Genomic DNA, 13,007 nt, shown 5'->3' with positions numbered 1-13,007 from the left:
CCGTTTATGCGTACGGTCGTGACAGCTAACCTGACCGACTGGTCCGCTTACCGGAGGAACCCGTGAAAGCCCTTGTCGCGACCGCCTACGGAGAGCCCGAGCAGCTCTCGATCGCCGACCTCGACGTGCCCCGCCCCGGCCCGGGGCAGATCCAGGTGAGGATCGCCGCGTCCGCGATCAACCCCACCGACATCCGCGTGGTCGCGGGCGAGTACCGCGCGGCCGTCGAGCTGGTGTTCCCCTACGTCCCCGGCAACGAGTTCGCCGGCACCGTCACCGAGGTCGGGGCCGGGGTGGCGGACTACCGGGTGGGCGACGAGATCTTCGGATCGGCCCTGCCCCGGCAGATGCGCTTCGTGACCGGCCGCCGCCCGTCGCTGAGCACGGGCGCGCTGGCCGAGTACGCGGTGTTCGAAGCCGACACCCCGCATCTGGCGCACCGCCCGGCCGGCGTCCCCGTCGAGCAGGCCGCGGCGCTGCCGATCGCCGGGTCGACCGCGCTGGGGATCATGGCGCTCGCCGCGATCCGGCCCGGGGAGACCGCGCTCGTCATCGGCGCCTCGGGCGGCGTGGGCACCGCGCTGCTCCCGCTGCTGGCCGCCGCGGGGGCGACGGTCGTCGCGACCGGGGCCGCCGCCGACCACGCGGTGCTGCGGGAACTGGGCGCCGGCGAGGTCATCGGCTACGACGCGGCGGACTACCCCTCGGGGGTCGACGCCGTCTTCGACCTGACGCTGCCCCACGACCGGCTGTCCGCGGCGGCGGCCGCACTGCGGCCCGGCGGACGGCTGGTGACGATCATCTACCCCGAACCGGCGAAGGAACTGCTCGGCCGGGACGACGTGGACCTGCGGTACTTCCTGGCCACGGAGGGCGAGTTCGGCGGGATGCGCGCGGTCGCGGAGGCGGCGGAACGCGGCGAGCTGTCGGTCCGGATCGCCCGCCGCCACCGCTTCGAGGACGCGGTGGGCGCGGCCGTCGCGTACGCCCGCGAGCACAACGTCGGAAAGGTCGTCGTGACGATGTGACCCACGCGGCGGTCGGCCGGGCCGAGGCAACCCGCGCGGTCAGGCGGGGAAATGGGCGGCCTTCACGGCGGTGATGAAGGCGGTCCACGCGTCCGCGCCGAAGACGAGGGCCGGGCCGTCCGGGTCCTTGGAGTCGCGCACGGGGACCACGCCGGCAACGCCGTCGGCCACCTCGACGCAGTCGCCGCCATTGGAGTTGCTGTAGGTGGACTTGCGCCAGCGGGCGAGGCCGGGGAGGTTGTCGGCCACCTCGATGCAGTTGCCGCCAGCGGAGTTGCTGTACGACGACTTGCGCCAGCGGGCGCCGGTCAGGTCGGGCATGGGTACGCCTCCTGGGACGTCGGTGGGGGCTCGCGTGCTGTGTCCAGGAGAGCAGAACGCCGGGGCGCGCGGGGAGGGCGCGAACCGGCCAGGATCGGCGAAGCCCCCGGCGGCCGTGTGGGCGCCGGGGGCTGATGTGCCGGTACGCGCCCGGGGACGCGGACGGTTCAGGCGGAGAAGTGGCCGGCCTTCACGTCGGCGACGAACGCGGTCCACGCGTCCGCGCCGAAGACGAGGGCCGGGCCCTCGGGGTCCTTGGAGTCGCGCACGGGGATGACCCCGGCGAAGCCGTCGGCCACCTCGACGCAGTCGCCTCCCGCGGAATTGCTGTACGACGACTTGCGCCAGTGGGCGACGCTCAGGTCTGGCTCGGGGCTGAGCATGACGTGCTGTCCTCCATCGCTTGCCGGATCAGGTCCAGCGACGCCGCCGGTGACAGCGCGGCGTCCCTCAGCAGATCGTAGGACAGTTTCAGGTGCTCGACATCGGCATACTCTTCGAACAGGTCGCCGGAATAGGACGATTCGGTCCACGCCACCGTCTTCCCGCCCGGCAGCCAGAGCAGGGTGAGGGAGCCGCCCATCAGGTTGTGCAGCCCGGAACTGAACGGCACCACCTGGATGGTGATGTTGGGGCGCTGCGCGTCCTCGATGAGGCGTTCGAGCTGCTCGCGCCACACCTTCGGGTCGCGAGCCCCCCTCCTGAGCACGGCCTCGTCCAGCAGCGCCCGGAAGTGCTGAGGCGAGTCGCCGTAGATCAGCAGCTGCCTGCTCATGCGGTACGCGACCTGCTCGGCCAGCTCCTCCTCGGTGAGGCGCTGCAGGCTCAGAACCTCGGTCGCGTACGCCTGGGTCTGCAGCAGTCCCGGCACCGTCGAGACGCTGTACGTCTGCCGGACTGTGGCCTGGGCTTCCAGGGCCATGAACCTCCGGAATCGGTCGGGCACGACCTCCTGCTTCGCCAACTCCCAGAGATTCTGCAGGTGGCGGCCGGTGTCGTACGCCTTGTCCAGCGCCGCCATCGCGTTGAGCGAGCCGAGCTTCTCGCCCTTCTCCAGCTTGAGCAGGTACGAGCGGTCGTACGTCGTCTTCTCCGCCAGCTCGGTAAGCGACCAACCTGCGGCTTCTCGTAGGCGGGCCAACTCCACGGCCAGGACCAACCTGGCCGAAGGACGCCTCGGTCGGCTCACATCCACGGACAGACCTCCGTATCACTCGCTGCCGCATGGCCCCTGCGTAGTAGGCCACGACTGGACTCTGGCAACGGTAACCCGGATGGCAGCAAGCTGTGAGCACATTGCGACAGTCCGTGCAAAGAGGGGTTCCGGTCATGGCAGCAACTTCCGCCGTCAGCGCAGGCAATCAGCCTGCTCTGACCGGTGCATGGCCGCAGGCGGCGGCGTCGGTGGGACGGGCGCGGCGGGCGTTGCGCACGGTGATGTCGGACTGGGCGCTGCGCGAACTAGCGGACGAGGCGGAGCTCGTGCTGTCCGAGTTGATGACCAACGCGGTGCAGCACGCGAGGAACCCTGCGGGGACGGTCGAGACGCGTTTCAGCCTGTTGCCCGGCGGCGACGGCGTGCGGCTCGACGTCTACGACGCCGACCGCGAGCGCTGGCCGCGGATGCGGCCGGCCACGGCGGACGACTTCGGCGGGCGCGGCCTGCACCTGGTCGACGAACTGACCCGGCGACGCTGGGGAGTTCACCTGCGGCCCGACGCGCCCGGCAAGACCGTCTGGGCGGAGGTGTCCCGGTGAGGCCGCTGCTGCGCGCACTCGGCCGCTACGCCGGACCGCTCTACGTCGCCCTGCTCGCGACGGCGGGGCTCACCTCTCCGCGCTCCTCCACGAACTGTCGCAGCTCAACGAACTCCACGGAAGGTGACCTGAACCTGTGAACACGTCACGAACGCACGTCCTGGACAGCGGAGTCGAGACCGCGGACCCGGCCGGTACGGCGACCGACGCGACCGGCGCGCCCGACACGACCGGCGCGTCCCCGCAGAGCGACAACGGCGTCGCGCTGACACAGTGCGAGGAGACCACCTACCTCACGCCGCGCATGCGGGCCGAAGTGGCCGTGCTCTACCCCGAGGTGGACCCCGACCTGGTCGCCGACGACCTCATGTGCCACCTCGGACAGCACACCGAGGGCGAGCACTACGCCATCGTCTACGACCACCTGCCCGGAGCCAACGCCGGCGCCCTGTGGACCCGCTGGACCGACGACTTCCCCACCACCGTCCTGCTGCGCCCCGACTGCCCCAGCCACTCCCCCCGACTCGGCGTCAGCTGCGGCCACTTCGCCGCCCACCCCGGCCCCCACTCCTGGCAGACCGAAGGCCGGGCATGACCACACCGGCCAACCCACCCAACCCGGCGGCCAACGGCGGCGACAAGGAGGAGGGCGCCGATGCCGTGGATGCCCTGGGCGCCCTCCCCCGGGGCCGCCGTCTCAGCCCCCACCAACGGCTCGTACTACGGCAGTTCACCGTCCGCGCCTACCGCGACGGCGCCTCCATCCGCACCATCGCCGCCCGAACCCACCGCTCGTACTCCTTCATCCACGGCCTCCTCACCGAGGCCGGCATCCCCCTGCGCGGCCGCGGCGGCGACGTCCGCAAGGCCCGCTGACCCCCAGCGGATCTGACCAACGCTTCGGCCCCAGCCGGGAGTTCGTCCACCGCGCACACCCTGGGTGCTGATCGCGCCGTGCGGTGGGCGGGCCCGGCGCGTCCTGCCGAGGGACGCGTGGGGGGAGGGGTGCGGGTGGGGTTGACGGGACATGACAACGGTGTCTGAATGGTCCGGACCTGCTGGGGAACGCGTTCGGAGGGGGTACGCCCGTGAAACGACGCACACCGTTACGTGCGAGGGGGAGGCGGCGCGGCGCGCCGGTCGCGGGGGTGGTGGGAGCGCTCGGCGTCGCCGCGCTGCTCGCCACCGCGCTCGCCGTTCCGGCCGACGCGGCGCCCGCGCACGGGAGTTCGGCGAAAGTCACCGCCGCACCCGCGCCCGGGAGTTCGGCGGAAATCACCGCGGCACCCGGAAGCGGGAGTTCGGCGGACGCCGCGGCACCTCCCTACTCCGCGCGAGCCGTTCCCGCGGCCCGTACCGTCACGTTGATCACCGGCGACCGCGTCACCGTCGCCACCTCCGCGAGCGGCGCCACCACCTACGCCGTCCACCCCGCCCCGGGCACCGCCGGGTTCGAGTCCTTCCAGGCGGGGGACGGCGACCGGTACATCGTGCCGGCCGCCGCCGTGCCGTACCTGGGCCAGTTGGACCGTTCGCTGTTCGACGTGACGGCGCTGGCCGCCGCCGCCCCGGCCGACTCGGGACCGGACGGCCCGGCGCGCATCCCCGTCGCCCTCTCCTACCCGGCCGGGTCGGCTCCCGTCGCGCCGGCCGGCGTCACCGTGACGTCGGCCGGCGACCGTACCGCCACCGGCTACCTCACCCCCGCCTCCGCGCCCTCCTTCGCCGCCGCGCTCCGCCGGCTGATCGGCGCCGACGTCGCCGCCGGACGCCCGGCCGGGACCACCCCGCTGCCCGCCCGGCTGAGCACACCGAGCGCGCCGACCGCCGCGGCCACCACCGGCGTGCACCCGAACTACCCCCTGCACATCCTCCAGTTGGGCGCCACCGACCTCTCCGGCCAGGCGGTGAACGGCGAGATCACCCTGACGAACACCGACTCCACCGCCAAGGAGACCGACCGCGTCGACCTCTCCGGCGGCATCGCCAGGATCGCCGTCCCGGCCGGCCACTACGCCGCCTACGCGACGTTCTTCGACTACGGCGACGACGGCCAAGCGACCGCGGCCCGGCAGGTCGCGCTGGACGGCTTCACCGTGCCCGAGGACGCCACCGGGACCACGTACGCCACCGTCGACGAGCGCACCGCCACCTCGAAGGTCACGGTGGTCTCGCCGAAGCCGGCCGTGCAGGACCTCGTGGACACCACCGTCGCGCGCTTCGACGCCACCGGGAAGGGCCTGATCACCGTCGGCGTGACGGCCTTCAGCGGGCTTCCGCTGTACGCGACCCCGGTGCCGGAGCCGGCCGTCGGCTCCCTGCACTACGTGGTGCACTGGGGCGGCGCCGCGCCCGACCCGGACGACCATTACCGCGTCGACCTCGCGTTCCCCGCCGCGCAAATCCCGGCCGACGAGTCGTTCACCGGCCGGGCCGACCAACTGGCCACCGTGCGCGACGCGATGTACAGCGACCCGCAGGCCGCGAGGCTCGCGCTGCCCGCCACCCTGCTGAACGGCCCCGTCGACCCCGTGCTGTTGGCGCACAGCTACGGCTCGGTCGGCTACTTCGTGCCCGGCGGCCAGGTCACCACCGAGTACCTCGGCACCGCCGACACCGGCGGCTGGTTCCAGGCCGCGCTGACCCCCACCGCCGTGCTGATGCTGGCCGACCCGCGGACATACCGCGGCGGGCAGCACGCCACGGTGGACTGGGGGCGCGGCCCGGTCGTCCCGGGGCTCGGGCAGTGGACGACCAGGCAGCTGTGCGACGCCTGCTCCTCCGGCGACACCGTCAGCCTCGCGCTCCCGCTGTTCCGCGACAGCGTGCCCGACCACTCCGGCTCGTCCTTCGGCTCGGTGAAGGCGCACTTCGCGCTGTACCGCGACGACGCGCTGGTCTTCGAGCAGGCGGGCTACGGCGCGGTGGTCACCGGCGTGCCGCACACCCCCGCGGTCTTCCGCGGCGTCCTGGACGTCGACCAGACCGGCGGCTACGGGATCAGCCAGGGCCTGGTCACGCACACCGAGGAGACCGTCCGCTACGACCCGGACGCCACCGGCACCCCGCTGTCCGGCGACGACTCCTGCTACCAGGACGCCGAATTGACGCCCTGTCAGGTCAGCGGCGCGATCACCGTCGACTACCGGCTGGCCGCGGACCTGACCAACACCTCCGGCGCGCGGCTGCAGACGATGGGCCTGCGGGTCGGGCACGTCGCCTACCACGGCGTCGGGTCGCGCTCGCCGATCACCTCGGTGACGGTCTCGGTGTCGTTCGACGGCGGCAGGACCTGGCAGCGGGCCGCGGTCGCGGGCGCGCTCGGCAGATACGCGGCCGTGTGGCCGAACCCGGTCGCCGCGGCGGGCACGTCGCCCTCGCTGAAGGTCACCGCGCGCGACGCGGCGGGCGACGCGTTCAGCCAGACCGTCAGCGCCGCGTACACGATCGCCACGTCCGGCGACCGTGCCGACAGCACGCAGGGAGAGGCCCGATGACCGCGATCCACCGCCTGCGCGCGATCCTGACCGCGGCGCTCGCCGTGACGGCGACGGCGCTGGCGCCTGCCGCGACGGCGCTGGCGCCCGCCGCGACGGCCCACGCGAGCCCCGCCGCCCCCACAGCGCCGGCCGCCCCGGCTTCCCCCGCCGCCCCGGCCTCTCCCGCCGCCCCGGCCGCCTCCGCTCCCGTCCGCGACGTCTGCGGCGCCCCCGCTCCCGGCTTCGCGCGCTGCTACGCCGAGGTCCGCACCGACGTGCACGGCGGCCCGGGAGTGCGCGGGGCCGCCGCCCGGCGCCCGGCCGACGCGACGCTGCCCGACGGCTACGGCCCGGCCGACCTGCGGGCCGCCTACCACCTGCCTGCTGCTGGCGGCGCCGACCAGACCGTGGCCGTGGTGGACGCGGGCGACGACCCGACCGCCGAGGCGGACCTCGCGGTGTACCGGCGGACGTACGGCCTGCCGCCGTGCACCACCGCCGACGGCTGCTTCCGCAAGGTCGGTCAGGACGGCAGGGCCGACCCGCTGCCGCAGGACTGGGGGTGGGCGCTGGAGACCTCGCTGGACCTGGACATGGTCTCGGCGGCCTGCCCGCAGTGCCGCATCCTGCTCGTGGAGTCCGACGACCCGTCGATCAGCGCACTGGCCACCGCGGTCGACACGGCGGTGGCGCTCGGCGCGGACGAGGTGTCGAACAGCTACGGCTCGCCCGAGGCCACCGGCGTCGACGCCTTCCGGGCCGACTACGCCCACCCCGGCGCGGCGATCGTCGCGGCCGGCGGCGACTCCGGCTACACGGTGCCGAGCCTGCCCGCGGTCTACCCGAGCGTGATCGCGGTCGGCGGCACCTCGCTGACCCCCTCGGACGACGCGCGCGGCTGGCACGAGACCGCGTGGAACGGCGCGGGCAGCGGCTGTTCGGCGTGGCTGGACAAGCCCGCGTGGCAGACCGACCCCAACTGCCCGGGGCGCACGGTCGCGGACGTATCCGCCGTCGCCGACCCGCGGACCTCGCCGGCCGTCTACGACACGCACGACGAGGACGGCTGGGTCAGGGTCGGCGGCACGAGCGCGGCGGCGCCGTTCGTGGCGGGCGTGATCGCGCTGGCCGGCCACCCGGAGCGGTTCCCCGACGCGTCGTACCTCTACGCGCACGCCGGGCAGCTCAACGACGTGGTCGGCGGCGACAACGTCAGCCAGAACGACTGCGGCGGCGACTACCTGTGCACCGCGGTCCCCGGCTACGACGGCCCGACCGGCAACGGCACCCCGAACGGACTCGGGGCGTTCTAGACAGTCTGGCGTCCTGGGGCGGTGGCATCGGCGACGACGTCCGGGGCGGCGTCCACGGCGGGGTCCGCGGCGGGGTCCGCGGCGGCATCCGCAGCGGCGTCGGCAGCGGGGTCCGGCGCCGGCGCGGCCCTGCGGTGCGCCAGCAGGCTGCGGACGCCGAGCACGGCGATGGCGGTGCCGAGCGCCGTCGAGACGACCGCGAGGGTGAGGTGGATCCAGAAGTACGCGGTCGGGGACGCGTGGTCGCCGTGGTGGAAGGCGAGACCGCTGGCGTCCTTCCACAGGTTCTTCACGAACGTGGTCCACACGATCCACGACCACACGCCGAAGGCGGCGAGGAACCAGGAGGCGCGGCGGCTGAGCTTCATGCGTCCCAGTATGGGCGGACCCGTCCGCGCCGCCCCGCGCGGGGGCCGGTCCCGGGTGAACCCCGGACCCGGTCCCGGGCGAACCCCGGACCCGGTCCCGGGCCCCGGGGAGGGCGCGGCGCCCCCCGGAGGTTCCACGGGACCGCCGTGGGATTGCTCACCCCGATGGGCGCGGACCCGGTGATATGTACGGGGAAGCCGGGCCTGTACGTTCGCCTGGTGCCTGTGATGACGACCTCCGCCGCCCGCCGCCGCGCCCTGGCCGTGTCCGTGACCGCCGCCCTGCTCGGCGGCACCGTGCTGGCCGGGACCGCCGCCGCGGCCCCGAAGCCCACGCCCACGCCCACCCCGCCCGCGCGGATGTCGACGGTCGGCGGCGACCGTCTCGGCCTGCCCGGCACGCAGGTGAACGCCGCGCCCGGCGTCCCCGCGCTGCCCGCCAAGCTGACCTCGCGCTCGTGGATCGTCGCGGACGCCGAGACCGGGGCGGTGCTCGCCGCGCACAACGCGCACTGGCGGCTGCCCCCGGCCAGCACGCTGAAGATGCTCTTCGCCGACACCGTGCTGCCGAAGTTCCCGGCGAGCACCGTGCACAAGGTCGCGCCCTCGGACCTGAACGGCATGGGCGAGGGCAGCAGCCTGGTCGGGATAAAGGAGAACCTCACCTACAGCGTGCGCGACCTGTGGCTCGGGGTCTTCCTGCGCTCGGGCAACGACGCCGTGCACGTGCTGGCCGCGATGAACCACGGCGTGCCGGCCACCGTGCGCGAGATGAACGCCGAGGCGCACGAACTGCAGGCGGACGACACGCACGTGGTCACCCCGGACGGCTACGACGAGCCGGGGCAGACGAGCAGCGCGTACGACCTGACGCTGTTCGCCCGGCAGGGCCTGCAGAACGCCGACTTCCGGGCGTACTGCTCGACGGTCTCCGCGCAGTTCCCCGGCGACTACAAGAAGGGCAAGAACGGCAAGCCGACCAAGGTCAGGGAGTCGTTCGCGATCTCCAACACCAACCGGCTGCTCGCGGGCGACTACGACATCGACCGCTACCCGGGCATCGCCGGGGTGAAGAACGGCGACACCACCAACGCCGGCGCGACCTTCACCGGCGTCGCCGAGCGCGGCGGGCGCAAGCTGCTGGTCACCGTCATGAACCCGGCGCACACCCAGCACAATCTGGTCTACCGGGAGGCCGCGTCGCTGCTGGACTGGGGCTTCAAGGCCGCGCCGACCGTGCAGCCGGTCGGCACGCTGGTGCCGCCGCTGAGCAAGGTGCCGCACGCCTCCGCCACGCCGAGCGGCACGGTGAAGGCGGCCGGCCCGGGTGAGCACGCGGCGGCAGCGGCGACCGGCTCCTCCTCCGGCGGGGCGTGGACCGCGGCGGCCGTGGCGGCGGGCTCGGCGCTGCTGCTGGCCCTGGTCGTCATCGTCGTACGGCGTCGCCGTCCGCTTCCGTCCGAGGGTCCGCGCGGTGCGGGCGCCGCTTCGGACGGGGGTCCCATCGGTGGGCGCCGCCGCCGTGGCCGTTCCCGGCGGCGCCGGAGCTGACCTTCTCCCCGGCGTCGGGCCGGCCTCCCCCTCGGCGTCCCCGGCCTCTCCGGCCTCCTCGGCGCCCCCGGCCTTCTCGGCCTCTTCGACCTTCTCGGCGTCGGGCCGGCCGCGGTGTCCGGGGGCAGCTCCGTCGTGCCGGTGTCCTCGGGCTCGATGCTGCGCCAGCCGCCGTCGACCTCCTTGACGTGGACGGGCGTCGCGGTCCACGCGGCGCAGTACAGCAGCAGCTTGGACATGAAGTTGATCCACAGCAGCAGCGCGACCGGCGTGCCGAAGGCGCCGTACATGCTCTTGCCCGCCACCTGCTGGAGGTAGCCGCTGAGCAGCAGCTTCAGCAGCTCGAAGCCGACCGCGCCGATCAGCGAGGCGACGACCACCGAGCGGCGGGCCGGCTCCACGCCCGGCAGCAGCGTCAGCAGGTAGGTCAGGATCAGGAAGTCGGCGACCACGGCCAGGCAGAAGCCGACCAGGGTGAGCAGCGCCCGGCCCGGCCCGTGGTCGGCCAGGCCGATGCGGTGCGCGGTCCAGGTGACCGCGGCGGTGGCGAAGCCGGAGGCGGCCAGCGAAACCAGCACCGCGGCGCCGAGGCCGGCCAGCACGCCGAGGTCGAGCAGCTTGGCGACGACCGGGTTGCGCTCCTCGTCGTCCTTGGCCCACACCGCGCGCAGGCAGTCGCGCAGCGAGCCGACCCAGCCGACGCCGGTGAAGAGCAGCGCGGCGCCGGCGATGACGCCGACGGTGCCGGCGTTGGCGACCAGTCCGCTGATGTCGAGCTGACCCGCGATGCCGGGGATCTGCTCGGTGATCTTGTGTTCCAGGGTGTCCAGCTGCTGCTTGCTGAGCAGCGCCGCGCCGACCGCGGCGACCACGGCGAGCAGCGGGAAGAGCGAGAGGAAGCTGGTGAACGTCATCGCCGCGGCCAGCCGGGTCCAGTGCACGGTCTGCAGGTGGGCGAAGGCGCGGTAGGCGTGGGTGCGCAACACCGCCGCGATGCGCGGCCCGATCCACGGCAGCCTCGTCAACCAGTCCATGGGGAGCGGTTACCCTCCTCCGTCCGGTGCACGCTTGCCGCGCCTCGTACGGGTGAGGCGCCGGCCCGGAAGACGAGGGTGCGGGTGCCCCAGAACCGCAGCGCCGTCGCCAGCAGCATCCCGACGCCGAGGCCGGAGACCACGTCGTCGCGCGGCGCGGTCAGGCCCAGGACGTAGTGCGAGAAGCCCAGGCAGAGGAGCTGGACGAGCGCGCCGGCGACGTTCACCGCGACGAACACGCCGTACTGCCGGGCGCGGCCGACCGCGGGGGTGCGGCCGCGGTAGGTGACGAGCGCGTTGCCGAGGTAGGCGACGGTGCAGCCGGCCACGAAGGACAGCGCCTTGGCGGTGAGCGGGCCGAAGCCGCCGGGGCCGCGCAGCCACACGAACAGTCCGAGGTCGGCGGCGTAGGCGGCGGCCCCGGACGCGGCGAACGACCCGACCTCGTGCCACAGGCCCGAGGCGCGCGGCAGACCCGGGACGCCGTGGGCGCCCGGGACGTCCGCGGCCGGGCGGGCGCCGCCCCCGCGCCGCCACGGACCGCGCCCCGCCGGCGCGGGGAGGCGGCCGCGGCTCACCGGTTGACCACGGCGAGCACGTAGAGCACGCCCCACGCGACGCCGATGACGCCGAGCGCGCGGTCGCGCAGCACCACGTCCTCGGGGGCGCCCGCGGAGCCGGCGTCGGCGAAGACCGCGTAGCGCAGCACGCCGAGGGTGAAGGGGACCATCGACAACTGCCGCCACGGCAGCAGCCCGCCGGGCCGGCCGCCGGTCTCCATCGCCCACAGGCAGTACGCGAGCACCGCGACGCCCGCCGCGAGCTGCCACACGAACCGCAGGTAGCCGGTGGTGTACTCGCCGAGCAGGGCGCGCGAGGCGCCGATGTCGCCGTCGCGGTCGGCCATCAGCAGCAGCTCGCTGTACCGCTTGGCGGCGACCATGAACAGCGCGCAGAAGCCGGAGGTGATCAGGAACCAGCGGGACAGGGTGATGTCCAGGGCCAGCCCGCCGGCCATCGCCCGCATCAGGAAGCCGGTGGTGACGATGACCAGGTCGACGACCAGGATGTGCTTCAGGCGAACGCAGTAGGCGAGTTGCATCACCACGTAGCCGGCCAGCAGCGCGGCGGTGTCGGCGTTGCAGGCCACCGCGGCGGCGGCCGGGGCGAGCACGGCCAGCAGCGCGCCGGCGGCGTAGGCGGCGCCGACCGGGACCTGGCCGCTGGCCACCGGGCGCAGGCACTTGACCGGGTGGGCCCGGTCGGCCTCGGCGTCGCGCGCGTCGTTGATCAGGTAGACGGCCGCGGAGCACGCGGTGAACAGGATCAGGACGATGCCCAGGCGTACCGTTTCTGCGGCGCTGAGCAGCCGGGCCGCAGCCATCGGCGCGGCCAGCACCAGGCCGTTCTTCACCCACTGCCGGGGCCGCGCGGTGCGCAGCAGCCCGGCGGCCAGGGCCAGCAGGGACGCCGGGGTGGCGGCCGGTGCGGGGACGGCGGCGGACGGGTCGATGACGGCGGCGGAACGTTCGCTCATGGGTCAGACACCTGCCAGGGCCCAGGCGCGGCCGAGGCGGGCCATCGCCCCGCCCAGCAGCGCGCCACAGACCACGTCGGTGGGATAGTGCACGCCGGCCACCAGCCGTGAGACGCAGACCGCGGCGGCCAGCGGCGGGACGGCCGCGGCGAACCGGGCGCGCGGCAGCACCGCGCCGAAGGCGACCACGGCGGCGGCCGAGGAGGCGGCGTGCGAGCTGGGGAAGCTGTGCCGGCCGGCAGTGCGCACCAGCGGCGCGGCGCCCGGCAGTTCGGGGCGCGGCCGGCGCACCACGCGCTTGACCGCCATGCTGGTCAGGTGCGCGCCGGCGACCAGCGCGGTGGCCCGCAGCCAGGCCGCGGCCAGGCCGCGGTCGCCGCCGCGTCCGGCGCGCCGGGGCCGGCCGCGTCGTACGCTCCGGCGAGGCCCGCGAGCAGCCAGACCGCGCCGTGCTCACCGGCCCAGGACAGCCCCCGGGCGGCACGCGCGACGTGCCGGGCGTCGCCGCAGCGGCGCAGCACGGTGAGCAGTTCTCGGTCGTAACGCACCCCGAGTCCTTACCGTGCGGCCCTCCCGCTCACGCACCCCCTGTGCGCCTTTTCAGTGAGAAAAGCCGCA

Annotated in this window: 14 protein-coding genes and 2 pseudogenes; 7 read left to right on the top strand and 9 right to left on the bottom strand. The window is 74.3% G+C overall.

The window, feature by feature from the left end:
* Positions 1 to 62: 62 nt before the first annotated feature.
* Complete coding sequence (locus tag VSR01_RS24945) at positions 63 to 1,028, top strand: NADP-dependent oxidoreductase (RefSeq protein WP_326451359.1); 966 nt, start codon at positions 63 to 65, stop codon at positions 1,026 to 1,028.
* 39 nt (positions 1,029 to 1,067) lie between these two features.
* Here VSR01_RS24945 and VSR01_RS24940 read toward each other — a convergent pair whose 3' ends face one another.
* The 3 genes from VSR01_RS24940 to VSR01_RS24930 all read right to left on the bottom strand — a co-directional run bounded on the left by VSR01_RS24940 (position 1,068) and on the right by VSR01_RS24930 (position 2,496).
* Positions 1,068 to 1,349 carry a DUF397 domain-containing protein gene (locus VSR01_RS24940; RefSeq protein WP_326451358.1) on the bottom strand — a complete coding sequence of 94 codons (282 nt, stop codon included), beginning with the start codon at positions 1,347 to 1,349 and terminating at the stop codon, positions 1,068 to 1,070.
* 167 nt (positions 1,350 to 1,516) lie between these two features.
* Positions 1,517 to 1,732 carry a DUF397 domain-containing protein gene (locus VSR01_RS24935; protein ID WP_326451357.1) on the bottom strand — a complete coding sequence of 72 codons (216 nt, stop codon included), beginning with the start codon at positions 1,730 to 1,732 and terminating at the stop codon, positions 1,517 to 1,519.
* The gene (locus tag VSR01_RS24930; RefSeq protein ID WP_326451356.1) at positions 1,708 to 2,496 is read right to left on the bottom strand and encodes a helix-turn-helix domain-containing protein; all 789 of its coding nucleotides are present in this window, start codon (positions 2,494 to 2,496) and stop codon (positions 1,708 to 1,710) included. Before VSR01_RS24930 ends, VSR01_RS24935 begins: the two co-directional genes overlap by 25 nt.
* A gap of 182 nt (positions 2,497 to 2,678) precedes the next feature.
* Between VSR01_RS24930 and VSR01_RS24925 the strand changes: the two genes are divergently transcribed.
* The 5 genes from VSR01_RS24925 (at position 2,679) to VSR01_RS24905 (ending at position 7,899) form a co-directional block, all read left to right on the top strand.
* Positions 2,679 to 3,107 (top strand): ATP-binding protein, encoded by a 429-nt coding sequence (locus VSR01_RS24925; RefSeq protein WP_326451355.1) that lies wholly within the window; start codon positions 2,679 to 2,681, stop codon positions 3,105 to 3,107.
* Between the two features lie 136 nt (positions 3,108 to 3,243).
* Positions 3,244 to 3,702 carry a hypothetical protein gene (locus VSR01_RS24920; protein ID WP_326451354.1) on the top strand — a complete coding sequence of 153 codons (459 nt, stop codon included), beginning with the start codon at positions 3,244 to 3,246 and terminating at the stop codon, positions 3,700 to 3,702.
* Complete coding sequence (locus VSR01_RS24915; RefSeq protein WP_326451353.1) at positions 3,699 to 3,983, top strand: helix-turn-helix domain-containing protein; 285 nt, start codon at positions 3,699 to 3,701, stop codon at positions 3,981 to 3,983. The genes VSR01_RS24920 and VSR01_RS24915 overlap by 4 nt, the downstream gene beginning before the upstream one ends.
* A gap of 272 nt (positions 3,984 to 4,255) precedes the next feature.
* The gene (locus VSR01_RS24910; RefSeq protein ID WP_326451352.1) at positions 4,256 to 6,604 is read left to right on the top strand and encodes a hypothetical protein; all 2,349 of its coding nucleotides are present in this window, start codon (positions 4,256 to 4,258) and stop codon (positions 6,602 to 6,604) included.
* The gene (locus tag VSR01_RS24905; RefSeq protein ID WP_326451351.1) at positions 6,601 to 7,899 is read left to right on the top strand and encodes a S53 family peptidase; all 1,299 of its coding nucleotides are present in this window, start codon (positions 6,601 to 6,603) and stop codon (positions 7,897 to 7,899) included. Before VSR01_RS24910 ends, VSR01_RS24905 begins: the two co-directional genes overlap by 4 nt.
* A gap of 122 nt (positions 7,900 to 8,021) precedes the next feature.
* On the opposite strand, the pseudogene VSR01_RS24900 reads toward VSR01_RS24905, so the two are convergent.
* Positions 8,022 to 8,267 (bottom strand): annotated as a pseudogene (locus VSR01_RS24900) (SCO4848 family membrane protein); the annotation flags it as partial.
* A 228-nt stretch (positions 8,268 to 8,495) separates the two neighbouring features.
* On the opposite strand from VSR01_RS24900, the gene VSR01_RS24895 reads away from it, so the two are divergent.
* Entirely contained in the window at positions 8,496 to 9,818 is a 1,323-nt protein-coding gene (locus tag VSR01_RS24895) for a D-alanyl-D-alanine carboxypeptidase family protein (RefSeq protein ID WP_326453799.1), read from the top strand.
* A 194-nt stretch (positions 9,819 to 10,012) separates the two neighbouring features.
* Here VSR01_RS24895 and VSR01_RS24890 read toward each other — a convergent pair.
* The 5 genes and pseudogenes from VSR01_RS24890 to VSR01_RS37915 all read right to left on the bottom strand — a co-directional run.
* A pseudogene (locus VSR01_RS24890) lies at positions 10,013 to 10,852 on the bottom strand (YihY/virulence factor BrkB family protein); the annotation flags it as partial.
* Entirely contained in the window at positions 10,840 to 11,325 is a 486-nt protein-coding gene (locus tag VSR01_RS24885; RefSeq protein ID WP_326453798.1) for a GtrA family protein, read from the bottom strand. The gene VSR01_RS24885 and the pseudogene VSR01_RS24890, both read right to left, overlap by 13 nt.
* Before the next feature lie 101 nt (positions 11,326 to 11,426).
* Positions 11,427 to 12,389, bottom strand: a complete 963-nt coding sequence (locus tag VSR01_RS24880; RefSeq protein WP_326451349.1) for a decaprenyl-phosphate phosphoribosyltransferase — start codon at positions 12,387 to 12,389, stop codon at positions 11,427 to 11,429.
* Between the two features lie 3 nt (positions 12,390 to 12,392).
* On the bottom strand, positions 12,393 to 12,698 hold the full coding sequence (locus VSR01_RS37920) for a phosphatase PAP2 family protein (protein ID WP_442785532.1): 306 nt from the start codon (positions 12,696 to 12,698) through the stop codon (positions 12,393 to 12,395).
* Between the two features lie 5 nt (positions 12,699 to 12,703).
* A complete protein-coding gene (locus tag VSR01_RS37915; protein ID WP_442785531.1) occupies positions 12,704 to 12,937 on the bottom strand; it encodes a hypothetical protein in 234 nt (77 codons plus the stop codon).
* Between the last annotated feature and the right edge of the window lie 70 nt (positions 12,938 to 13,007).

This window comes from Actinacidiphila sp. DG2A-62 (assembly GCF_035825295.1).
Classification (GTDB): domain Bacteria; phylum Actinomycetota; class Actinomycetes; order Streptomycetales; family Streptomycetaceae; genus Actinacidiphila.
Note: the sequence above shows the minus strand (reverse complement) of the source record. Positions and strands in the feature narration are given on the sequence as shown.

Excerpts from the sequence above, each read along its gene's own strand:
- VSR01_RS24940 (WP_326451358.1), bottom strand. The coding sequence starts at position 1,349 with ATGCCCGACCTGACCGGCGCCCGCTGGCGCAAGTCGTCGTACAGCAAC.
- VSR01_RS24935 (WP_326451357.1), bottom strand. The coding sequence starts at position 1,732 with ATGCTCAGCCCCGAGCCAGACCTGAGCGTCGCCCACTGGCGCAAGTCG.
- VSR01_RS24925 (WP_326451355.1), top strand. The coding sequence starts at position 2,679 with ATGGCAGCAACTTCCGCCGTCAGCGCAGGCAATCAGCCTGCTCTGACC.
- VSR01_RS24915 (WP_326451353.1), top strand. The coding sequence starts at position 3,699 with ATGACCACACCGGCCAACCCACCCAACCCGGCGGCCAACGGCGGCGAC.
- VSR01_RS24905 (WP_326451351.1), top strand. The coding sequence starts at position 6,601 with ATGACCGCGATCCACCGCCTGCGCGCGATCCTGACCGCGGCGCTCGCC.
- VSR01_RS24895 (WP_326453799.1), top strand. The coding sequence starts at position 8,496 with ATGACGACCTCCGCCGCCCGCCGCCGCGCCCTGGCCGTGTCCGTGACC.
- VSR01_RS24880 (WP_326451349.1), bottom strand. The coding sequence starts at position 12,389 with ATGAGCGAACGTTCCGCCGCCGTCATCGACCCGTCCGCCGCCGTCCCC.
- VSR01_RS37920 (WP_442785532.1), bottom strand. The coding sequence starts at position 12,698 with ATGGCGGTCAAGCGCGTGGTGCGCCGGCCGCGCCCCGAACTGCCGGGC.